Genomic DNA, 23,223 nt, shown 5'->3' on the forward strand with positions numbered 1-23,223 from the left:
TTGAATCCTCTCATACTTATAACGGATGAATTGGTGAAAAAGATATGGGTGAAAGATATTTTTAACTATATTATATCCAACAGGACTGAAATGGGTCATAAATTGGTTTATGCAGCGTGAGTTGTGCTAAAGTTGATTCATAAAAACAGGTGACGGAAAAGAGGATTAGTGATGATTTCAATACTTGTCGTGGATGACGATCCCCATTTACGTAAGCTTATACGTGTTCATTTAGAGCAGAATGGCTTTTTGGTTACTGAAGCACAAGACGGGGACGCAGCTTCTGTCATTCTTGAAGCACAGTCGATAGACTTGGCGATTGTCGATTTGATGATGCCGAATAAGGATGGGTTTCAATTGGCGAAGGAAATCAGGGAAAACTACGATATCCCGATTATAATTTTGACCGCCAAGGACAGTCTTACCGATAAAGCAAAAGGCTATGAAGCCGGAACCGATGATTACATGGTAAAGCCCTTTGAAAAGGAAGAGCTCCTCTTTCGAGTACAAGCGATCCTGAGGAGATTTCACCTTGCCGCTCCCCAGAAAATCTGTCTCAATGAAATGATTCTTGATAAACGATCCTACGAAGTGAAGGACGGATCAAAAACAATCATTCTTCCTCTTAAGGAATTTGAATTATTATATTATTTAGCGAGCTTCCCTAACAGAACCTTTTCACGGGAAGAGATCATTCAACATGTATGGGGAATGGATTTTGAAGGAGATGACCGAACAATTGATGTCCATATTAAAAGACTTCGTGAACGTTTCCGTCATTCCGATGATTTCTTGATCACTACTGTCCGTGGAATCGGCTATAAATTGGAGGTGACCTGAATGCGCTCGCTGTATGTCCGGATTGTTGTCGTCACCCTTCTTATCATGATGGCTAGCAGTGTCATTGCTTTCATCGGTTCGAATCTTTACTATCAGCATATTTTAAAGCCTGCCAATGATGAAAAAAATACTAAAATCGCAAAAGACATCGTTGATCTATATAATGCAGCTTCAATGGATGCTCCTGCTTTTTTTCAAAAAACGGCGAAGCTCAGCTATCAATTTTATGTAACCGATGGCAAAGCTTCCGGAACATTCTACGGAGAGGACTTTCGCGATCGCAGCCTTTCTCCAGAAATTGTAGAAAGTGTTGTGAACGGATCCACTTACCATGGAATTGCGAATTATCCCTCTACCACATTTGTGACTGGATTTTTCTCCAATGAATTAACCAATAGCATCGGTGTTTCCATTGAAATCGACGGAAAACCCCATGCTCTGTTCATGAGACCCAATGTGAAACAACAGTTTAATGAAATTCATATTCTTCTATCTGTCCTGCTTCTTTTTACGATACTACTCAGCATGCTGATTGTATTCTTCAGTACCCGCTATCTTGTGAAACCGATTCGTGAACTGACGAATGCCACGAAGAAAATTGCCGGTGGTGAGTATTTGCTTCAATTGAATGAAAGTCGCAAGGACGAAATCGGCACCCTTGCCCGTTCCTTTACATCCATGAGCAGACAACTGATGCAGGTGGAGAATATGCGACAGGAGTTCGTTTCAAATGTATCCCATGAAATCCAAACGCCACTATCCTCCATGAAGGGCTATGCCAATCTGCTCCTCACCCCTACCTTGTCAGAAGAGGATCGGGAACACTATTTAAAGGTGATAGAATCAGAAAGCAACCGGCTGTCGAAGCTGAGTAAGCAGCTGCTGACCCTCGCTTCTCTCGATAAGGATAATGGATTGATTCAACATGAACCCATTAACGTGACTCAATTGCTCCATGGTCTCATGAAACAGACACGATGGCTGTGGGAAAAAAAAGACCTCGCTGTGTCCATCGTAGCCGATGATGTAACCTATAACGGACACGAAGAGTTGCTCTATCAGGCATTTGAAAACCTGTTGGCAAATAGTATCAAATACACTCCCCCAGGTGGCGAAATCAACCTGTTCCTTCACAAACACCAGAGGGGGTTCAAGTTTATTATTCAAGACAGCGGAATCGGAATTCATCCTGAGCACCAGGTAAAGATATTTCAACGTTTTTACAAAGCGGATCCTTCACGGAGTAAAGAAAAGGATAGCAGCGGCCTTGGCCTTTCCATTGTCAAAAAGATCATTACCCTTCACCAAGGTGAAATCCATGTTGAGAGCAGGACCAATAAAGGAACCACCTTTACGGTGACTCTTCCTTAATCCTATGTTCATCTTCCGTTCATACTTCTCTTTTATCATGAAGGAGAAGTAATGAAAGGGAAGGTGATTTTTTTGTTTCTAGCTTGGAAAGAAATGCGTTATGCGAAGGTAAAGTTTTTATTAATTATTGGCATCATCACATTAATCACAAGCCTAGTCCTATCAATCTCAGGACTCGCCAATGGATTATCGGTGGATAACGCTTCGGCTATAAAGAATATGCCTGCTGATACCTATGTTGTGGAAGCGGGCGACACTCATCAGCTTGAACGATCACAGTTAACAAAACAAGATATTTCTTCGATAAAAGGGGGATCTCCTCTTGGATTGAAAATGGTAGAGATCAATCTGGGAGGCAAGACCGTGAATGTAAGCCTATTTGCCGCTGACCGAGATAGTACTTTTATGCCAACGACAGAAGATCACCCGAAGCTTGCTCCCTATGAAGTTCTTGCTGATCCGGGCTTGAAGGAAGAAGGGTTGGAGATTGGGGATTCATTCACCTACGACGACAAAAAGTGGATGATCAAGGGATTTACTGAAAAACGATTCAGCTACGGCCACACGCCGGCCATTTTTACATCTTTAGAAACATGGGAAGATCTTTTTGTAGATTCGCTCACTTACCAAGCCATTCTATTTACTAATGAAGGAACGATAAACACGCCTTCAGAAATGGATACCGTGTCTAAAGAAGAGATTCTATCCAATGTGCCCGGCTATTCTGCAGAGCAAGGTTCACTGAATATGATGGTGATCTTTCTCCTCATCATATCAGCGATTGTCCTAGCCACCTTCTTTTATGTCATGACCCTGCAAAAGCTTCACCAATACGGTGTTTTAAAAGCGATCGGGACGAAAGCGGGCATTCTTCTCCGTTCACTATTCGCGCAAATTTCCACCCTTACCATCGCAGGCATCGTTGCAGGGAATGTCGTTACATATGGACTTACATTAGTGATTCCGGCAGGCATACCTTTTGAATTATCGGTCACCATGATTCTATTCAACAGTGCATTAATTCTACTGATGGCGTGGATCGGTTCCCTTTTATCCTTTAGAAGCATTGTGACTGTGGATCCATTACAAGCAATCGGGAGTGTGAAATAAGATGACAGCCATTTTAGAGTTACATGATGTGAGCAAAACATATGTACAGGGAAATGAAAAGCTGACGGTATTGGACCATGTATCCATGAGGGTAAATCCAGGTGAGTTCGGTGCCATATTAGGACCTTCCGGATCAGGAAAAAGTACGCTTCTCTCCATCATAGGAGCCTTAACCAGTCCATCCAGTGGTGAAGTGAAAATGAACGGGCGAAACGTCCACAATTTAAGTGAGAAAGAACAAACATCCCTCCGACTCAAAGAAATCGGCTTTATCTTTCAACAATCAAACCTGGTTCCTTTTTTAACGGTGGAAGAGCAATTAGTATTTGTAGGAAAGCTGAACAAACAGGGGGACGTTCTTCGGAAACGGGCAGGGGAATTATTGTCTCATCTCGGATTGGCTGAACGCAGGTCCCATTATCCTGAACAGCTGTCAGGCGGGGAGCAGCAGCGGGTTGCCATCGCCCGTGCCCTCATGAATGAACCCAGATTGATCCTTGCAGATGAACCTACTGCAAGCCTGGACCAAGCTCGCGGCAAATCCGTAGTGGAGCTTCTAGCCACGGAAACAAAGGAAAGAAATATCGCCACCATCATGGTGACACATGATGAAATGATGATCGGGCATTGTGATTGGGTGTATCGGATGACGTGACCGATGCGGAGTGCCTGGCTTTATTAAAAGTCAGGCACTTTTTTTCATGAATTCCTTACCTCCAACAATTCCTTCAACCTCTCCGGCTCATCCACCCTTAGAGCAATCTCAGAGACCTTTTGCTTTCTCCCCATAAACATCGTTGCTTCCACTGGTTCTTTCAAAAATAGAACGACTTGTGACTGAATCTCTTCAAAATCTTTTTGCATGAAAACGAGTGCTTCTTTGCCAGGTTCCCTACCCCATTCGATTTGTTCAATTTGATTAAGAGGCAAGCCTATTCGTTGCATCAATCCTTGCGTCACATAAAGATGACCAGTTTTCACTTCCAGTGGATGCAGTCTGGTAATCTGAATTTCAGCTATAAACAATAGAACGGTATAAACGTTCAGAATCAAAAGAATGAAAGACAGAATCGGCAGCTTGGAATGAAGCCACCAGTGGATACCTATCGTCTCGATCACGACGGCATGGATGAGCATGATGTTCATGGCGACGGCACTGGTCTTATGATGCATTGTTACAACACCGGCATGGACAGGCGGTTTTCGGCGCCAGCACAATAGGGCATAGTAAGCCATTAACACTTCTGAGGAAAGGATCCGAATCAGAATGTGGCTGCTCGCTTTCTTCTCTACTGCCGGCAGGAAAGAAAAGATCGGTCCTACTCCGGATGATCTCATGGCCGATCGAATCTCGGGATATTTTCGAATTGCGAGGAAGATAAGTCCCAACTCTGCTGCCAGGAATAATACTTCCAAACCTATCCCGGAATATAGAAGGATAGTGAACGGTTCAAATAATTCTTCAGGAATGATGAATCTGGCTAACACAAGGCCGAATACCATCAATCCAACGACATGTTTCTTCGACAGTTTAAATGCGGCATAGGCCAGGGCCGGGAATACAATCATTAAATCCAGCAGAGATCCTATGACTACTCCCCTCTCCAATTCTATCGATAGAAATCGTTGAACTATCGGTTGGTAAAATAAAAGATTACTAAGGAGAACGACACCTAACAGGGCGATTGCCCATTTGGCTAATTTCGTTTTGCGCAGTACCATGAAAACTCCCCTCCCCAACATTTATTCCATATACTTACATTATAGCTCTTTCAGCTTTTTTCTGAAATCCTCATCTCTCAAAATTTTCAAATTAAAACCGTTTAAATTGTTTAAGATCTTTTGACGTTCCACTTCCTCGAGATCATTGGCAAAAAAGACAATCTCCGTCGAGTTTCCATCTCTATCGGTTGCGTACGCAGCATTTGTGGCAACGAATAAAGTAGATCCGCCTTTTTGCCCAGCATGCTTTAACCATTCCTGATTCTTAGGGTTCTCCATCATTCCTTCCATCACCGCATCCAATCTTTCCTGTGTTCCTTCTGAAAAATACGTCTTTGAATTCAGTTTCCTCATGATCTCCGCATATTCGGCCGTCGTACTTTTCGTCAGTCTGTCTGACCACATTTTCTGCAGGGACTTGTTGGTGTGTATACTTTCAATATATATGTGCTTTTTGCCTTTTATCAATGAAGTGAAAATAAGATGGGAAAGCTCGATGTATTCTTCTTTAGACATGTCTCTCAGTTTGCTTTCTATCTGTTTTTCTGAATAAGCAGGAAACTTATTTTTTATATAAGTAGGGATCAGCATGGATGAACTGATTGGGAACAAAGGATCATGCTGTTCCATTTCCATCTCTTCCCGCACTTTATTGATGTTGTCAATTCCCAGAAGGTTCATCATATATTCTGTGTTAGCATTGGAGCTGAATAAAATCATCCCTTTCACGACGTTTTCCAGGGTTGATGACCCGTCTAGAATCACTCCTTCTTCTTTGGAGTAATCAATCCAGGTTTCATGTGCTCCACCGTCTGTATCAGGAATATAATACTGATCTAATTCTTTTAATGATACCTTTTTTGACGGATCTAATTTTCCTTCATCACACTGTTTGGCGTACTCAATTGCGATTATGATTTTCACCGTACTTGCTAACGGGAACATTTCATTTTCCCTGATAGCGGTTAGGGTCTGTCCGTTCCTTGATACAGTTAGGCTGCTATTATTGTGGTTCTTTAGGTATTTTAATAGATATCCTGGATCTTCTTTGGTTAAATAGTATCTCCCTGCAACGATTACACCGATTCCAATGACAAAACAGACACCAACGATAATGAAAACAATCTTCATCCCATTCACTCCTGTCACAAACTTTATAGTTTATCTACGAATAAAAAATGGAAAATGTTTCATTTCACCTCCATAAAAAAATACCCATCCACATATTGATGGATGGGTGCTTTTCGATTATGCTTCCTGCCTTTTGGCTGCTTGATTATTTTTCAAAAACATATAAAGTGAAGCAGCAAAGATTATGACGTATCCGATGATGCTTAATACGTCTGGAATCTGCCCGAATAAGAAGATGCTAATCATGGCAGAATACACGACGGTTGAATAGAAGAAAATTGATATTTCCCTTGCAGGTGCGAACTTGTAGGCCATCGTAATTCCGAACTGACCAACTGTCGCGAATACGCCGGCGGATAATAGATAAATCCACTGCTGAGCGCTCATCGGTTCATAAAAAGCGATCACGAACGGAATAAGTACGACAGTCGTAAAGAATGAAAAGTAAAAGACTACCGTATAGAATTTCTCCCTGCTTCCCAACACACGAAGGACCGTATATGCCCCTGCTGCGAAAATAGCGGAAAATACTCCTGCCAAATATGGAATAACATCAAAGGAGAACGCCGGTTTGATGATGAACAGTGTTCCGATGAATGCAATGATGATCGCCACCACTTGAAACACCTTCGTTCGTTCCTTCAGGAAAATAGCCGAGAAGATGATGGTCAGAAACGGACTGAGCTTGTTTAACATATCGGCATCGGATAACACCAGATGATCAATCGCATAGAAGAACAAGACAATCCCGACAGCACCTAAACTGGAGCGCAGCATCAGCAGCTTCTGATTTTCTTTCTTCCCGAATAAGCGCTCCTTATGATAACGGACAAAACCGAATGCGATAAATGCAGAAACGATGTTCCTGAAAAATGTTTTTTGAATCGTCGGCACATCTCCTGACAGCTTCACGAACGCCGCCATAAGGGAGAAACCAAACGCTGATAGAAGTAATAGGAGTATTCCTTTATTTCGATTTGACATGACTTCCTCCAATGATTGAACGATTTAGCAACTTAAATAGTGTAACAAATTCACTGTGATTGTTGGAGGAATTCAGCTTGAGTTTTTTTACTCCCTATACATGAGAAAATACACTCATCCCTAAATAGAGAGAGTGTCTATTGTTCGATCATTGAATTTTTTTGGCTCTTTTCGTAAAGTTTGTTGCTATTGTAGACACGAAAGTAATAGTTGATTTCCGCTACAGGATGCTCGCTTTCCGCGGGGCTGGCGGTGAGCCTCCTCGGCTGCGCCTCCGGGGTCTCACCTGACCAGCTATTCCCGCAGGAGTCGATCATCCTTCCTCTCCAATCAACTTTCTGAGCATGAATCCTTAATCAAAAACAATTTAAACAAGCTTTTTAGCAAACAATCTCATATAAGGTAAGTAGAGATTCATTGTCTTAATGAAGCAGAATTATTTTTTCTAGTTATTTTGTTTTCTGGTACACCTTGAAGCTCTGTCACAAAGATCTTATTAAAGATGGTGAGGGGAACTGCGCAGACTCCGGCGGATTTTGGGCGTGCCGAGACCCCGTTCGGCTAAGCTGAGGAGGCTCGGCCGAACGCTAGCTGCAAGCGGATCAGTTCCCCTCACCATCCAGCACACACTAATTGACAGAGCCTTGCAGAACTAATGTTAAAAACAACAATCTTTACGAAAAGAGCGATTTTTTTCCTTCTCTTAATTCTCCAGTATTTCCTTAATTCTCTTTAAATCCTTCTTATTCGCTTTTTTCATCATGGTGGACATAAGTGGAGTCATCCATTTTGAGAAACCAGTGGGATTCCCTTTGTTTTGAAGGGTCATCCTTGTCAGCTGGTCATCAATCGCTTCCCACGTATAGGTCGTTTCCATAGGGAACGGGCCGTTCGCTGTTTTCATGACAAGCTTTTCCCCTGGTGAGTACTCTTTTATTTCATATACATAGGATAGTTCCCGGCCTAAAAATTTTGCTTTAAATGCGATTTGGGAATGAATGGACAAGGGCTGATTCGTTAACCATTCGGCTGAATCAATATTGACGTACCACTCTGGTGCGTTATCAGGGTTAGCTGCATATTCTGATACCTTTTGATGTGGACAGCGAATCGTGATATCTGTAAAAACATCTACCATTTTCTTTATCTCCTTTAACTTCATAAAGCATGAGATGCCACTATATTTAATCCCTAATTATTATTTCGATTCAACATAATTTTTCAGAAGTGTGCCAAGCAGATATTTCCATCCTTCAGAATGTTTTTCTTCCCAATCGTCTTCGATGACTCCTGAAGCAGCATGGGATAATTGAAGTAAAGTGGATTCACCTTTTTCAACGAGCCTATACGTATAAGCACTATTGACTGCGCCTTGCATGCCAAGCTGCCCGTGAAGACGGATTTCTTCCGGAGCGTTTACGTAATACACCGTTCCCCACAGAGCCCCTTCATTTTCACGCCATTTCTCAATAAATTGCCCGCCAGGTACAGGATCGAATGTGAATTGTGAACTTACTCCCTCAGGAGCCAATTTAAACTCCCACCAATCCCCCGCTTGCTCGGTTAACGCTTTAAATACATGTTCCCTTGGTGCGTCTATCATCACTTCTTGCTCAATACGAAAAACTTTACTTTGTTCCATTCCTTCTTCTCCTCCTTTGTTTTCTGCCAATGCCCGTAACTTTAACAGCGAATTGGCGGTAGACTCCATATACTTTCCTACCCACCGATTGTGCATTTCCTGCATTGGAACCGCGTTAAGATAATTCCGTCTATACTTGCCTTCCCGCTTCACCACCACTAAATTTCCTTCCTCCAAGATCGTCAAATGTTTCATAATCGCATATCTTGTCACCTCGGGAAAATGCTCATTCAGTTCACCGGTTGTTTTTGCTGACTGTTTCAACAGGTCCAGGATCTCCCTTCTTATCGGGTGGCCCAGCGCCTTAAATAATGTGGAAAGTTCGTCCTTCATATTAACGATCCTTTCATTGTGTTTTACATGTGAATGATTGGTCACATGTAATATGTGACTTTATAGTAACATGATAAGCAAGAGTGGGTCAAGAGCGAATAAAAACTATGCAGCTTCTTCATACGAAAAGCCCCTTTACGTCATCCGCAAAGGGGCTGTCTAACCTTATTTCTTCATTATCGGAATCCAAATCTCACAGCGATAATTCTCGTCATTCGGGTTTCCAGGAGGGTACAATTCAAACTCCGGCCCTCCGCCATGTTCATACCCGGTAGAGGGAAACCATTCAGAGTAGATTCGCTTCCATACTCCTTGGATTGCATGTGGCATCGGACCGACAGATTCAAAGACAGCCCAGGTCGCAGCCGGAATCTCTTTTACCTCCAAAGAACGGTCTTCCTCACTCTTTTTCTCCGCCCCGATAAAATAGGTGAACTCTTCATTAGGATGGTCAAACTCCATACAGATCCCCAGCATCTCGTTATTTCCTGCTGCTTCACAAATCAACCTGTCTAAGTCAGTCGTGTTCACTTCATCCCAAAATGCAGGTATGTCTTTTAAATTCTCACCGTTACAGGTAGAAACTCTTTTTCCTTTTCCAATCACTTGAAATGCTTCTCTATCTACAATTTTATAATCCATTTCGACTTCTCCTTTAAGCTGTATTTGGAAGGATATTCGCGGAAATGCCTTCAATGATGTCCCGGCTTCCCTTACTTGGGACGGCGAAACTCCATGGGCCTTCCGAAAGGCTTTCGAGAAGGATTCCGGTGTTTCATATCCGTACTTGAAAGCAACGTCAATGACCTTTGCATTCTGGTTGATCAGTTCCTGGGCGGCTAATGTGAGCCTTCTCTTCCGGACATAATCAGCCACTGTATACCCGGTTACAAGAGAAAACAGCCTTTGAAAGTGAAACTTCGAACTGAGTGACAACCGGGCAAGTTCTTCCATCCTGACTTCCCCGTCCAAGTTGTCCTCTATATACTGAATGCAATCATTCATCCTGTGCAGCATTTCCACTCGAGTTTCTCCTTCCCGCTATCTAAATGTATCATTCTCAATTTGAGTCATCCTGTCATTCTGTGCTTTTGTGTGACCGGTGGCTATATGATGATAGGACCACCGTGTTTATCGATTAAATCTCACCTGCAAAACATATACTACAAACTACTCTAATTTTATATGCCGAGACTCTACTTCTACAAACGTCCATCTATATCCTCCTTTTTTGATTTAAACACATTGACATGAAACCATATGGTGTTATATCATAAAAAACAAAACCAATTGGTGTTACTTATTCCTAAAGAAAGCAGGAGACGTTCATGAAATCAAATCAATTAGAAGATATTAAACAAATCGTTCTATTCAACGCTCCCATCCAAAAGGTATGGGACGCAGTTTCTACGTCAGATGGGATTTCCTCTTGGCTCATGCCCAATGATTTTGAACCTGAGGTTGGACATGAATTCCATATTCAATCCCCTTTTGGACCTTCCCCTTGCAAGGTATTGGAGCTAGATCCCCCTCATAAGCTGTCTTTTTCATGGGATACAGATGGATGGGTGGTTTCTTTTCTTTTAAAAGAGGTAGGAGATCAAACAGAATTTACGCTTATCCATGGCGGTTGGAAGCATGATGATGCCGTTGTTTCAAAAGCTCATGAAAAAAGCTCTGTCATCCGCGACAGGATGTCCAACGGTTGGGTTGGCATTGTGGGTGAGAAGCTGAAAAAGGTTGTAGAAAGTTAAATGTCTGCTGTTAAACATGATGTGTTTCAAGCGATTGCTGACCCGACCCGCCGGGAAGTCCTTCGACTACTCTCTGAAAAAGAAATGCCCATTTCGGCTCTGACCTCTCACTTTCCTATGAGCCGTACCGCCATAGCGAAACATCTCACCATTCTTTCTGAAGCCGAATTGGTATATGGAAAAAAAGTGGGCAGGGAGAAGATCTATCGCCTGCAGCCTGAGCCGTTGGCAGAACTAAAGGACTGGTTAGCGTATTATGAGCAGTTTTGGACCAACAAGTTGTCCAAGCTTAAATATCTTGTCGAAGACGAAGATTGATCACAAACAGGGACGGACCTTTCTCAAGGTCCGTCCCTGTTTATTTTTTACAAGTTAGAGAATAGGAACTACATTTAAACCGTCTATTCTCATTCTCTTCAATCATATATATAAGTAGTGTGGCTTCGGCTTAAGGGGGAGAATGAAATGAGGAATAGAGCTGATAATCACAATTATGGTGATCTTTCTTATCCAGATGACATGGTATCCATCGTAAAAAATGGTTTGGCTCCCAAACAGGAACCAAAGAATGTGATCATTATTGGGGCAGGTATGGCCGGTCTTGTCGCAGGCTCCCTTTTGAAAAAAGCAGGTCATAACGTTACGATCCTCGAAGGAAATGATCGCATAGGCGGAAGGGTATATACGTTGCGGCAGCCTTTTTCAGAAGGACAATACCTCGATGTAGGTGCTATGCGATTCCCGGAAACACATGATTTAGTATTCGAATATATTCGTAAATTCAACTTACCAACAAATGAGTTTATTAATAAGAGCGATCTCTATCTCGTGAATGGAATTCAAACGACAGATTCCAATTACAACACGAACCCTGATATTTTCAATTACCCTTTACCTCCTGAAGAACAGGGGAAAACGGCCATTGAATTACTATCGTCAGCTGTAAGGCCATTTTTAGACTTGTACGAAAAAGCAAGCCCAGAAGAACAAGAACGGCTGCGAATCAAGTTTGATCATTATTCATTCGATGTCTTCTTACGATTCAATCCGATCGGAACGTCCCTTTCCCCGGAAGCCATCCGGATCGTAAAGGTCCTCTTGGGCATTGAAGGGTTCCCGGAACTAGCATTCGTTGATATTCTCCTGGACATTGTCCGTACGGTTTTCAATGATAAATTAAAGTTTTATGAAATTGATGGAGGGAATGATAAACTTCCATACTCCTTTTTGCCAGAACTCCAGCAAAACATCCTCTATTCACAAAAAGTCCATGGGATCTTTCAGAAGGATGACGGTGTTGAAGTCATAGTGAGAGACCGCACCACAAACCGTTTTCATCGTTTTCAAGGGGATTACACCATCGTTACGGTTCCATACTCTGTTTTTCAATTTATTGATGTCTACCCCCATGAATCGATCTCCTTTCAAAAATGGAAGGCGATACGGGAACTGAATTATGTGTCGTCTGTAAAGATCGGATTGGAGTTTAAATCAAAGTTCTGGGAAACCTTTAAAATTGGAAATATCATAACAGATCTTCCCATCCGGTATACGTACCGTCCTAGCCATAATATAGGAGTAGCCGGCCCGGGTGTCATGCTCGGCAGTTACAGCTGGGGACAAAATGCAAATCTGTGGAACAGCTTGCCTGAGGATGAACGGATTCGTGAAGCACTCCAGGGACTTTATAAGATATATGGCAATCAGGTTTACAAAGAATTTTCTAAAGGTGCTTCTTACAGCTGGGGAGAAAACCAGTTTTCCGCAGGTTGCTTTACCCTATTCGCTCCCAACCAGGCTTCGGACTTTTCTGACCATCTGTACTTACCAGAACACCGCATCCACTTTGCCGGTGAGCACACATCCCCTTTCCACGGCTGGGTGGAAGGGGCAATCGAATCCGCCATCCGTGCGGCCTATGAGGTCAATAACAGAACGGACTGAAGGAGGGACGGACCTTCAAATCATAGGTCCGTCCCTCCTATTTAGTAGATCTTCGCCATAATGACCATTGAGATGAATACGGTCATGATGATGAGGCTGGTCATGATATTCAGTAGATTTATTGCAGTCAGTTGGATCATGTCGAATTGCAGAACCGTCATAAAAATAAGGTGATAGAGTAGGATGGCGAAATACGAGTAAAAGATCCCCTTCTCCCTGATCACCTTCATCCGCTCATCCTTTTGCTTGAACTGTGGATATAGATAATGCATGCAAAAACTCAAAACAGTCAAGGACATGGGAGTAAGAGCAAAATATGGAAATTCTTCTGCCGTTATGCCGACAAAGAACAAGAAAGCAGTCTGTAAGGCAAGAACCCAACCTAAAATCAGATATCCTTTTGTTAGCACTATTTCTTATCCCCTTTCTCTTCATATACAAAAACCTTTTCAATTGACGTTTCAAATACATTTGCCAGCTGAAAAGCCAGAGTCAAAGAAGGGTTATACTTCCCTTTTTCAATTGAAATGATGGTTTGCCTTGATACCCCTAACTTAGCCGCCAATCTTTCCTGTGAGTATCCAAACGTCTTCCGGTATTCTACTAGTTTATTTTTCAAGAAGGATACCTCCTTATATTTCCATATCATAATGTAAAAGAAACTTTACGTCAAGTTCCCTTTACATCTTTCTAACGAAACTTTTTTACCATTCAAACGTATATCCTACTAACTAACAAAATAAGGGATGTGAACTGGATGGAAGATGTAATGAGTAAAGTGAAGGAATATAGGGAAATTTATTCAAAATTAAAGAAGCGATTGCGCTGGAAGGTATCAGATTCACGTTCTTTAATGATGGTCGCTTCATTGTACGTAACAAATGAACGAGCTTTTGACCTCGACCGTTTTGTAGAGATCAGTGATTATATTAAAAATGAAGTAGGTGCATTTTCGACGTTAAAGCATGAAATCCGATTTACTTTTGCGGCGATGCTTGATACACGCTGTGAAACGCCGGAAGCAAAATTTCATGAATTCCTTGTCTTATATGATTCTTTAGTAGAAGCTGGATTTTCAAGAGGAACGTTCACCTATATAGCAGCCATGACCCTGCTTTCGAATGATGATTACAGTACAGACCTGCCCAATCATGCAATGAAGGTTTATAAAGAAATGAGAGCACAACATTTCTTTTTAACCGGGCATAGTGATTATCCCTTTGCCACTCTGCTTGCTCAAAGAGAAGGTGATCAGAGTGAGTTGATCTATAAGATTGAAGGTTTCTATACGAAATTGAACGATTCCGGATTCAGGAAAGGGAATGATCTGCAAAGCATGAGTCACATTCTTTCCCTACACGATGAAGCGTCTCAAGATGAGCTTGTCAGCCGCTGCAACTATTTGTTTGATATCATGAAGCAAGCAGGCATCAAGACGAAGGCGATGTTCTATCCCCAAATCGCTCTACTATCTTTTGTAAATGCCGACTTGAACCTGGTGAATCAAGTAAAGGATGTCTGGGAAGAACTTAACTCTGAAAAGCACTTCAAATGGCACAAAGATCTTAATTTGATGATGGCCGTGAACCTTTTGATCAGTGATAAGATTGAGAATTCTACTGTAATGCAGGCGAGTTTATCGACAGCCATTGAGACACTCATACAAGCTCAGCAAGCAACGATGATTGCAACCATTTCGACTGTTTCCGTGACAACCGCGGGTGGAGATTCGTGATATGGATCCGATTGATCAACAAGAGAAAATAAAAGATTCACAAGTGAAATGAGAAAAAATGAGGGACGGACCTCCAAAGGTCCGTCCCTCATCCTCTATCTATTACGTATCATAATCTTCCCCTGAGCACTCAATGCATAAGCATCCTTCAGCCCTTGCTCACTCAGAGTGATAATAATTAAACACTCCTTAACAGCCAGGTCCGTGGGAAGTGAAGGTCCGTCCCTCATCACTTTAGTGTAGAATAGAGTTAACGAAGTAGCATGTTGAATGGGAGGGGATTGTGTATGAAGCTGCTTGTTTCAGATGAGGTGGATCGTGCGATTGAATTATTTTCAGAATCTGGGGTGGATGCTCTGGAGGTTGTGAATCATGAGGATGAGATTGTCGGAATTCTTACGCTTGATGATATGAATACTATTTTTCATGATGGTCATCTCGGGGAATCGATTGGTGAAATTCTCAAGAAAATAATGTTCCATCATTCTCCTCCAAAGATACGGTTGAAGAAAAATCAATATAGTGAGCTACTTGAAAGTCCTGTTTTCAATGATATAATCAATTCCCTTTATGATGGGGTCTTTATTACAGATGGAAATGGTATTACGGTCAAGGTAAACAAATCCTATGAAAGAATAGCGGACCTCAAATCCGAGCAACTTATCGGTTATCATATGGAAGAGCTCATAAAGGCTGGATATATATCCAAGTCTGCCTCCATCCAGGTCTTGAAAGAAAAAAGACCGATTACATTGATGCAGTCCATTCACAATGGAAGAAAAATTATCGTGTCCGGCACACCGATTTTCAATGATGACGATGAAATCTTATACGTTGTAAACAGTGTTCGTGATATCACCGAACTGTTAAAATTAAAACTGCAAATTGATGAGCTGCAAGAACTAAAGAACCTCCGCCAAAGTTCGAATGCTACGTTTTCTAATGAAGCAGAGAAGTCATCCATCTATTCCAGCGAAAGGATGAAGAAGGTTTTCACCACCATTAATCGAGTAGCCAAAACCGATGTAAAAGTCCTCTTGCAGGGGGAAACCGGTGTTGGGAAAACGATGATTGCAAAATACATACACGAGCATTCGAATCGGTCGACCGGTAGTTTTCTAGAGCTTAACTGTGGAGCCTTCCCTCCTAGTTTAATAGAGGCAGAATTATTCGGCTATGAATCAGGTGCTTTCACCGGTGCTTTATCTAAAGGAAAAAAAGGATTGCTGGAAGTGGCGGATAATGGCACGTTATTCCTTGATGAAATCGGTGATCTTCCTTTGGAGCTTCAAGTAAAACTATTAAAGGTCATTGAAGATCAAGCGTTCATTCCCATTGGTTCTTCAAAACTCAAACAAATTAATGTTCGCATCATCGCTGCTTCTCATAAAAACATTAAGAACTTAGTGGAAATAGGGGAATTTCGAGAAGACTTATATTACCGTTTAAACGTCGTTCCAGTTCAAATCCCTTCCCTGCGTCAGCGTCGTGAAGAAATCATACCGCTTTCTCAACACTTTTTACAAAGCTTCAATGATGAATATGGATCAAGTAAAGTGATGAGCATTGAGGCATTGGATTGTTTACATGAATACGATTGGCCTGGTAATATTCGAGAATTAAAAAATTTGATTGAGCGCTTAGTCGTTATTACTACTTTAGAAACAATCGGACGTGAAGATCTCCCAGCTGAATTAAGTGAATCCCTCAAGAAACCAGACGCATTTTATGAAGGAGAAATTCTTCCTTTAAAAGAAGCCGTGGATCGAGTAGAGAAACAATTGATCACCAATGCAATACGTAAATATAAAACAACGAGAAAAGCAGCCGAAATTCTCGAAGTCAGCCAATCCACGATTGTCCAAAAAATGAAGAAATGGGAGCTTTGATTACTTTTCGAATCAAAGCTCTCTTTTTTGATTATTTTTATAATCGGATTTGACCATTTTTTGACACCCACTAAAGCGTTCCCCCTTCTATTCCCATTTTTCAGAAAGTTGGCACAGAACTTGCATTCTTTTTTTATATACGAATCGAAAGGAGATACTTTTCATGACAATCTCAACTTTTAAAATTGCTAACAAATTGGTGACAGGAAAAGGAGCAACAGAAGTTTTACCCGACGAAATCCAGCGCCTCCAAATTCAAAACCCATTAATCGTCACAGATGAAGTCCTCCAAAAAGTCGGGGTGGTTGATCAAATCACCCCATTTTTGAAAGGGCTTACTTACGGAATATTCACAGGCGTTAAACCTGACCCTGAGCTCTCTATTGTGGAAGATTGCACGAAAGTTTTCATAGAAGGGAATCATGATGGCTTGATTGCTATCGGCGGTGGAAGTGCAATCGATATCGCAAAAAGTGTATCTGTATACGCAGGTTTTGATGGCAGCCTGTCAGAACTGCTCGGTACAGACCTTGTTCCACAAAAAGGCGCACCTATCATCACTCTACCGACAACTGCTGGAACAGGTTCAGAAGTAACGAATATATCGATCCTTTCTGACACAGAAGCTCAGCTCAAGAAAGGAATCGTGAGTGACTACTTGCTTCCTGATGTGGCGATTGTGGCACCGGAAATGACGCTGACCATGCCGCCTTCAGTCACAGCAGCAAGCGGAGTGGACGCATTGGTTCATGCCATTGAAGCATATATCTCGGTTCACGCTTCACCCATAACAGATGCCTTGGCCATTTATGCGATACGAATGATTTCAGAGAATCTGCCAAAAGCATACGCCAATCCTAACCATTTGGAAGCCCGTGAAAAAATGGCGACTGCAAGCTTAATGGCCGGTATGGCTTTTGGTAATGCTGGAGTCGGTGCCGTTCACGCACTCGCCTATCCTTTAGGCGGCCGCTATCATATTCCTCATGGAGTCAGTAATGCTCTCCTGCTACCCTATGTCATGGAATGGAATAAAATTGCCTGCATGGAGCGCTTCAGGGACATTGCGGCAGCACTAGGCGAAAACGTTCGCTCCTTATCGGACGCAGAAGCAGCAGATAAAGCCGTGAATGCCATGAAGCGATTATGTACCGCAGTCAATATCCCGACTGGATTACGCTCCTTTGATATTCCGGAAACGGCACTTTCTGATATGGCTGAAGATGCAAGCAAGATTGAAAGACTATTAAACAATAACCCACGTCAGTTAAACAAAAGTGAAATTGAACAAATCTATCAAACTGCTTATTAATATGAAGGAATTCAGTTCATTGTTATCAAAATAAGAAAAGGGGTATATAGGATGTGGAGAAATCGAAAAGATGGTGAGGAATCACCATATATTCCAATGGGACCTTTTAAATTAAGACTCCCGTTTATTCACTACAAATTTGAATGGCCGGATTATGTCCAAGGTTTGCTAATGTGTGCAGTAGATTTAGCTGCGATTCCATTAATGATTGAACTTCTGGGCATGCCTTTTGAAGTCGCATTAGCCGTTGTACTGTTGAATGGAATTCTCTATTTAACTCATCACTTACTAGGCGATCCCGTCGTTCCTGGATGGATCACACCAGCGATACCATTAATCATGGCATATGTATCAGCATTTCCCGAAGGACCGGAACGTGTGCATGCACTAGTCGCCTTCCAGCTTACACTTGGCTTACTTTCCATCCTGTTAGGGGTGACAGGATTAGCCAAAAAAGTCGTTACATTCGTTCCTCCGGCTATTAAATCCGGGGTGATCTTAGGAGCAGGATTTGCAGCAATCATTTCTGTCTTCCAGGTTGGTGGACGTTTCGAAAGCTTTCCATGGACCATTTCCATAGCAGTAGGGATCGCCTTTTATATTATATTCTCTCAACATTTCAATCAACTGAAAGCCAAAAGTGCACTATGGGGGCTTATTGGAAAACTGGGAATCTTTCCGATTATTATTCTCGCTGTTATCATCGCACCTCTCTTTGGAGAAGCACCTTGGCCAACGATTGAGTGGGGGCTCATTAATCCTGATTTCGGTACACTTTGGAGTGAATACACCATCTTTGGGCTCGGTTTCCCTCCGGCAATGCTATTTGTAACAGCCTTGCCTACTGTATTAGCCGCCTATATCGTCCTATTCGGAGACGTTTTACAAAGTAAAGCGCTTATCGAAGAAGCGGACGATGTGCGTCGTGATGAAAAGATCGATTACAATCCGAATCGTGCCCATATGGTCTTCGGTGGACGCAACACCATTATGAGTATACTTGGTCCTGATGTCACAATGGCAGGTCCACTATGGGCAGCCATGCAAGTTGTCGTAATTGAACGATTTAAAGAAGGTAAGAAAGCTATGCATTCTATATTTGGAGGTTCTGGATCCTTCAGATGGGGTACAAATACTGGACTCTTACTTCTCCCTATTGTAAGTTTAGTACAACCAATTCTAGGGATCGCCCTTGCCTTGACTTTACTGATCCAAGGTTATGTAAGCGTTCGCGTAGGGATATTAGAATCCCGCAGTCACCGTGACCTTGGCATTGCCGGAGTTATAGGGGCAGTACTCGCCACCAAAGGTGCTACTTGGGCCTTCGCAGTTGGAATTTTGTTGTGCTTTTTGATTTACGGTAAAAAATTCTTCACCGGTGAGAACGATGAAATTTTTACAAAAGATCTGGAAAATAAAGATGCCAAGAAAATATCATAAATATCAAAAGGAGGAACACTATGCAACACTACAATATGATCATCAACGGAGAACAAATAGGATCGGATCTTTCGAAAAGGGATGTGACCAATCCCGCCACTTCAGAGGTCATTGCCACTATCCCGAACGGAGGCAAAAAAGAAGCTGCCAGCGCTGTGGACGCGGCTTATGGTGCATTCAAGGACTGGTCCCAATACTCTGCATACGAACGAAGTGAACTAATTCGAAAATGGTATGATTTAATTGATGAGAATAAAGAGGACCTTGCCCGGACCATGACCATGGAGCAAGGGAAACCACTAAAGGAAGCACTTGGTGAAATCCAATATGCCAACGGCTTCATCTCCTGGTACGCCGAAGAAGGAAAGCGTGTATACGGTGAACAAATTCCGGCAACTCAGCGAAACAAGCGATTATTCGTCCATAAGCAGCCTGTCGGGGTCGTAGCCGTCATCACACCATGGAACTTCCCTGCTGCGATGATCACACGTAAGGTTGCACCGGCACTCGCCACCGGCTGTACGGTCGTGATTAAACCGGCAAACCAAACCCCTTTGACGGCTTTAAAAATGGCGGAACTTGCAGAAGAAGCCGGCATCCCTAAAGGAGTCATCAACGTGGTGACAGGTGATTCGAAATCCATCGGGGAAGCGTGGATGGAAGACACACGTGTACGGAAACTGACATTCACGGGATCAACGGAAGTCGGGAAGGTCTTGATGAAAGGTTCAGCTGACACCGTCAAGAAAATATCGTTGGAGCTCGGAGGACATGCCCCTGTGATCGTGATGGACGACTCTGATCTAGAGAAAGCCGTAGATGGGGTCATTGCCTCGAAGTTCAGAAATGCCGGTCAAACCTGCGTCTGCTCCAACCGTGTCTATGTTCATGAATCCATCGTGGATTCGTTCACGGAAAAACTTGTGGAAAAAGTGAAGGATTTAAAAGTAGGAAACGGTCTTGAAGAAGGTGTCGATATCGGCCCATTAATTGATGAAAATGCAATCGAGAAAGTCCAGAAACACGTAGAAGATGCTGTAAACAAAGGATCTTCCATTGCCTATGGCGGCAAAGGAAAAGGTGGGTTATATTTTGAACCAACTGTTCTTACTAACGTAACTGATGACATGCTTTGCATGAAAGATGAAACATTCGGTCCAGTCGCTCCCATCACCACTTTTAAAACGGAAGATGAAGCGATCGGGCGGGCTAATGATTCCATCTATGGTCTCGCTGCCTATGTATTCACAGAGAATATGACGAAGGGAATCCGGATCAGTGAGCAACTGGAATATGGAATCGTCGGATTGAATGATGGCATGCCATCCACTCCACAAGCCCCATTCGGCGGATTCAAACAAAGCGGACTTGGCCGTGAAGGCGGACATCATGGGATCGAAGAGTATTTGGAGGTCAAGTATATTTCCGTCGGGTTGTAAGAGCAAAAGGCACGCTTCATCTGCGTGCCTTTTTTTGGTGCTCAAGGTAAAAATACAATTTACAAAGTGATAATTTTCCCTCTCCCTATTACTTTTTATAAATCTCACCAGACGACATCCACTCCATAAACCTCTGATAAGGATAATAAGTCATCCCCTTCAACTCCACTTTTGGAGCCTCGGGAAATTTGTGTAGCAATTCACTGACTTCTTCTTTACTTAGGCCCACGTGCAAATGCAAATCTTTTTCTTTTACTAGAGTCGGATAATCTGAGAAGCTTGCTTTCGGGTTACCAAAGTTCTTTAACCCATCCCCAATAAAATATCCTAATGCCGCAAGCCCTGCTGCTATCCAGAAAAAGCTAATATCCATTCTAAAACTCCCCTTTTCTACGAATCTGTACCTTACATACGTTTAAACTTGATAAAAGTTCCATTTAATACATTTTTTACTGATTGAAATAATCACACAAATCTAGAAAAATAGAAATTGATATTATATTAGGAAAACTTATTGACTGCGCTTTCTTCCTATGCTAGATTGTGATTATTAATTAAATTCCACGACGAGAAAATATAACTCGTCCCTGGTCAGGGGCGGGTTTTTTTATGTGAAATAATCAGAATAATCAATAGAAGCTATCATGGTTTGGTAAGGATTTGGAGGGTTTTATTTGAGAAAGAAAGATGTGCTGGTTTCAGGTTTTATGCTATTTTCTCTATTTTTCGGAGCAGGGAATTTAATATTCCCGCCTTATCTTGGAATGGAATCTGGAGGCTACTTTGCCGCCGCAATTGCCGGGTTTATTTTAACAGCAGTGTTCCTGCCTTTTTTAACGATCATTTCCGTTTCGTTATCTACTAACGGATTATTGTCAATTGGCCAACGGGTCCATTCCGTCTTTGGACTTGTGTTCGCCATCGTGATTTATATGTCGATTGGAGCACTATACGGTATTCCAAGGGCGTCGAATGTTGCCTATGAATTAGGATTTATGCAAGTGATCAGTGTGGATGGACGGTTACCCTTATTCTTATTCTCTCTTGTCTTTTTCGGATTGACCTACTTACTCAGTATCAATCCAAAAAAGGTGATTGATCTTGTCGGACAGTTTTTAACGCCTGCCTTGCTCATTGTATTAGCGATATTATGTGTACGTGCCTTTATGATCTTTGATTATACGGACGCACAAGCAACAGAAAACTTCCAAACCGATCCGTTTCTCAAAGGGTTTCTGGAAGGTTACTTCACCATGGATGCAGTGGCAGCCCTTGCCTTTGGGATTGTCATCATCAATGGATTGAAAGATAAAGGAGCGACGGATAAAAGGGATCTGATACGAGGAACAATCAGTTCAGGTATGATTGCAGCAGTCGGCTTAATCATGGTATACCTTTCACTCGGATGGATCGGTCGTGTTGTTCCCCATGAAGAGCCACTTCAAAATGGGGCGGAAATATTGGTTCTTGCTTCTCATCAATTATTTGGATACAGCGGGAATGTGTTATTTGGTGCCATAGTGATGATTGCTTGTTTAACGACTTGTATCGGCCTCATCAATGCATGCGGACGTTTTTTTAATGAAAATTTTCCGAGGTATTCATATAAGACTTACGTAATGATTTTCATCCTCATCGGATTGGCCGTTACCAATCTTGGACTGAACTTGATATTGAAAGTCGCTACACCGTTACTCGTTCTGATTTACCCTGTAGCTATAGTGCTTGTAGTCCTCTCTCTCTTTCAGCATTTCTTTGGAGAAAGTAAGAGAATGTATGTTTATGGGGTTGGAGTCGCCACATTATTTGCCTTTTACGAAATGCTTATGACGCTAGAAATTAAAATGGAAGAAATTCATGCTATCCTGGAATTCCTTCCCCTAAGTGAAAATGGCCTGGCCTGGACCCTGCCTACCCTCGTGGCCGTCGTGGTTGGGTACGCCATAGACCTCTCCCAAGGGAAGATTACCTTTCCTTTCAAGAGAGGGACGGACCTCTAAAAAAAGCAGCAAGACATGAGTGAATTTCCCACTCATGCCTTACTGCTTTTTTTTCAGGAAGTTTGATCTGTTGCTTTTTGGTAGACATTCATGGAACCACCACTCAGTCCAATGGCTTCTGTTGTGTGAATCCATCCATATTTTTCATAATAACCTTCCAGATCCGTTGATAGGTATAGATGTTTGTAGCCTTTTTCATGGGCTTCCTGTAAAGCATGCTCCAGGAGATTCGAACCAAGTCCTTTCCCTCTGTGATCCGGGTCGATGTAGAGGCAGGCAAACCATGGAAACAGGTCTTGCCTACTATTCAGGTCGTTTCTGAGCAGCGCGTACGTCCCAATGATTTGTTCTTCCTCTAAAGCGATATAAAATCGCGGTAAGTCCTCTTCGGTTCGGCAGGAATGGAACATACAATCGTAATAGAACCTGTAATTCTCCTCACTTCCCCACTGTTCCCAGAAAGCTTTCACTGCTTCCTCAAAAATCCTTGAATTCTTATGTAGCTCCAATATTTTCATTGTTGCTTTCCTCTCTTCACTGAAATAGAAGTATCTTTATAGGATTCTTCGTTTGGAAA

The 23,223-nt window shown here is 42.3% G+C and carries 23 protein-coding genes; 13 read left to right on the forward strand and 10 right to left on the reverse strand.

Features of this window, described 5'->3' with window-relative positions:
* Window positions 1–171: 171 nt before the first annotated feature.
* From RSX31_RS18945 to RSX31_RS18960, 4 genes are all read left to right on the forward strand, one after another.
* A complete protein-coding gene (locus RSX31_RS18945) occupies window positions 172–840 on the forward strand; it encodes a response regulator transcription factor (RefSeq protein WP_315635665.1) in 669 nt (222 codons plus the stop codon).
* The gene (locus RSX31_RS18950; protein ID WP_315635666.1) at window positions 841–2,211 is read left to right on the forward strand and encodes a sensor histidine kinase; all 1,371 of its coding nucleotides are present in this window, start codon (window positions 841–843) and stop codon (window positions 2,209–2,211) included.
* 72 nt (window positions 2,212–2,283) lie between these two features.
* Window positions 2,284–3,321, forward strand: coding sequence for an ABC transporter permease (locus RSX31_RS18955; RefSeq protein WP_315635667.1), 1,038 nt, complete (start codon window positions 2,284–2,286; stop codon window positions 3,319–3,321).
* 1 nt (window position 3,322) lies between these two features.
* On the forward strand, window positions 3,323–3,976 hold the full coding sequence (locus RSX31_RS18960; protein WP_148968014.1) for an ABC transporter ATP-binding protein: 654 nt from the start codon (window positions 3,323–3,325) through the stop codon (window positions 3,974–3,976).
* A gap of 44 nt (window positions 3,977–4,020) precedes the next feature.
* Here the strand turns inward: RSX31_RS18960 and RSX31_RS18965 are convergent, their stop codons facing one another.
* The 6 genes from RSX31_RS18965 to RSX31_RS18990 all read right to left on the reverse strand — a co-directional run bounded on the left by RSX31_RS18965 (window position 4,021) and on the right by RSX31_RS18990 (window position 10,150).
* The gene (locus tag RSX31_RS18965) at window positions 4,021–5,043 is read right to left on the reverse strand and encodes a hypothetical protein (protein WP_315635668.1); all 1,023 of its coding nucleotides are present in this window, start codon (window positions 5,041–5,043) and stop codon (window positions 4,021–4,023) included.
* 39 nt (window positions 5,044–5,082) lie between these two features.
* The gene (locus tag RSX31_RS18970; protein ID WP_315635669.1) at window positions 5,083–6,174 is read right to left on the reverse strand and encodes a serine hydrolase; all 1,092 of its coding nucleotides are present in this window, start codon (window positions 6,172–6,174) and stop codon (window positions 5,083–5,085) included.
* A 117-nt stretch (window positions 6,175–6,291) separates the two neighbouring features.
* Window positions 6,292–7,158 carry a DMT family transporter gene (locus RSX31_RS18975; RefSeq protein ID WP_315635670.1) on the reverse strand — a complete coding sequence of 289 codons (867 nt, stop codon included), beginning with the start codon at window positions 7,156–7,158 and terminating at the stop codon, window positions 6,292–6,294.
* Window positions 7,159–7,861: 703 nt separating this feature from the next.
* Entirely contained in the window at window positions 7,862–8,296 is a 435-nt protein-coding gene (locus RSX31_RS18980; RefSeq protein ID WP_315635671.1) for an SRPBCC family protein, read from the reverse strand.
* Between the two features lie 60 nt (window positions 8,297–8,356).
* Window positions 8,357–9,133 (reverse strand): SRPBCC domain-containing protein, encoded by a 777-nt coding sequence (locus RSX31_RS18985; RefSeq protein ID WP_315635672.1) that lies wholly within the window; start codon window positions 9,131–9,133, stop codon window positions 8,357–8,359.
* A 165-nt stretch (window positions 9,134–9,298) separates the two neighbouring features.
* Window positions 9,299–10,150, reverse strand: a complete 852-nt coding sequence (locus RSX31_RS18990; protein WP_315635829.1) for an AraC family transcriptional regulator — start codon at window positions 10,148–10,150, stop codon at window positions 9,299–9,301.
* Window positions 10,151–10,461: 311 nt separating this feature from the next.
* Here RSX31_RS18990 and RSX31_RS18995 point away from each other — a divergent pair, with 311 nt between their 5' ends.
* The 3 genes from RSX31_RS18995 to RSX31_RS19005 all read left to right on the forward strand — a co-directional run bounded on the left by RSX31_RS18995 (window position 10,462) and on the right by RSX31_RS19005 (window position 12,831).
* Window positions 10,462–10,887, forward strand: a complete 426-nt coding sequence (locus tag RSX31_RS18995; protein WP_315635673.1) for an SRPBCC family protein — start codon at window positions 10,462–10,464, stop codon at window positions 10,885–10,887.
* Window positions 10,888–11,205, forward strand: coding sequence for an ArsR/SmtB family transcription factor (locus tag RSX31_RS19000; protein WP_315635674.1), 318 nt, complete (start codon window positions 10,888–10,890; stop codon window positions 11,203–11,205).
* Window positions 11,206–11,352: 147 nt separating this feature from the next.
* Window positions 11,353–12,831 carry a flavin monoamine oxidase family protein gene (locus tag RSX31_RS19005; RefSeq protein WP_148994412.1) on the forward strand — a complete coding sequence of 493 codons (1,479 nt, stop codon included), beginning with the start codon at window positions 11,353–11,355 and terminating at the stop codon, window positions 12,829–12,831.
* A 41-nt stretch (window positions 12,832–12,872) separates the two neighbouring features.
* Here RSX31_RS19005 and RSX31_RS19010 read toward each other — a convergent pair whose 3' ends face one another.
* Together RSX31_RS19010 and RSX31_RS19015 are read right to left on the reverse strand one after the other, a co-directional pair.
* Window positions 12,873–13,241, reverse strand: coding sequence for a permease (locus RSX31_RS19010; RefSeq protein WP_262371798.1), 369 nt, complete (start codon window positions 13,239–13,241; stop codon window positions 12,873–12,875).
* A complete protein-coding gene (locus RSX31_RS19015) occupies window positions 13,241–13,450 on the reverse strand; it encodes a helix-turn-helix transcriptional regulator (RefSeq protein WP_315635675.1) in 210 nt (69 codons plus the stop codon). Before RSX31_RS19015 ends, RSX31_RS19010 begins: the two co-directional genes overlap by 1 nt.
* A gap of 138 nt (window positions 13,451–13,588) precedes the next feature.
* Between RSX31_RS19015 and RSX31_RS19020 the strand changes: the two genes are divergently transcribed.
* The 5 genes from RSX31_RS19020 (at window position 13,589) to RSX31_RS19040 (ending at window position 20,646) form a co-directional block, all read left to right on the forward strand.
* Window positions 13,589–14,566, forward strand: coding sequence for a DUF4003 family protein (locus RSX31_RS19020; RefSeq protein ID WP_315635676.1), 978 nt, complete (start codon window positions 13,589–13,591; stop codon window positions 14,564–14,566).
* Window positions 14,567–14,853: 287 nt separating this feature from the next.
* Window positions 14,854–16,455 (forward strand): sigma 54-interacting transcriptional regulator, encoded by a 1,602-nt coding sequence (locus RSX31_RS19025; protein ID WP_315635677.1) that lies wholly within the window; start codon window positions 14,854–14,856, stop codon window positions 16,453–16,455.
* Between the two features lie 163 nt (window positions 16,456–16,618).
* Window positions 16,619–17,767: an iron-containing alcohol dehydrogenase gene (locus tag RSX31_RS19030; RefSeq protein ID WP_315635678.1), complete on the forward strand. Its 1,149-nt coding sequence runs from the start codon at window positions 16,619–16,621 to the stop codon at window positions 17,765–17,767.
* A gap of 51 nt (window positions 17,768–17,818) precedes the next feature.
* Window positions 17,819–19,207 carry a hypothetical protein gene (locus RSX31_RS19035; RefSeq protein ID WP_315635679.1) on the forward strand — a complete coding sequence of 463 codons (1,389 nt, stop codon included), beginning with the start codon at window positions 17,819–17,821 and terminating at the stop codon, window positions 19,205–19,207.
* Between the two features lie 20 nt (window positions 19,208–19,227).
* On the forward strand, window positions 19,228–20,646 hold the full coding sequence (locus RSX31_RS19040; protein ID WP_315635680.1) for an NAD-dependent succinate-semialdehyde dehydrogenase: 1,419 nt from the start codon (window positions 19,228–19,230) through the stop codon (window positions 20,644–20,646).
* An 88-nt stretch (window positions 20,647–20,734) separates the two neighbouring features.
* Here the strand turns inward: RSX31_RS19040 and RSX31_RS19045 are convergent, their stop codons facing one another.
* Window positions 20,735–21,019, reverse strand: a complete 285-nt coding sequence (locus RSX31_RS19045; RefSeq protein ID WP_315635681.1) for a DNA-binding protein — start codon at window positions 21,017–21,019, stop codon at window positions 20,735–20,737.
* A gap of 301 nt (window positions 21,020–21,320) precedes the next feature.
* On the opposite strand from RSX31_RS19045, the gene brnQ reads away from it, so the two are divergent.
* On the forward strand, window positions 21,321–22,646 hold the full coding sequence (brnQ, locus tag RSX31_RS19050) for a branched-chain amino acid transport system II carrier protein (protein WP_315635682.1): 1,326 nt from the start codon (window positions 21,321–21,323) through the stop codon (window positions 22,644–22,646).
* 53 nt (window positions 22,647–22,699) lie between these two features.
* Here brnQ and RSX31_RS19055 read toward each other — a convergent pair whose 3' ends face one another.
* The gene (locus RSX31_RS19055) at window positions 22,700–23,164 is read right to left on the reverse strand and encodes a GNAT family N-acetyltransferase (protein ID WP_315635683.1); all 465 of its coding nucleotides are present in this window, start codon (window positions 23,162–23,164) and stop codon (window positions 22,700–22,702) included.
* Between the last annotated feature and the right edge of the window lie 59 nt (window positions 23,165–23,223).

The sequence above is a fragment of the Rossellomorea yichunensis genome, assembly GCF_032337515.1.
Taxonomy (GTDB): domain Bacteria; phylum Bacillota; class Bacilli; order Bacillales; family Bacillaceae_B; genus Rossellomorea; species Rossellomorea yichunensis.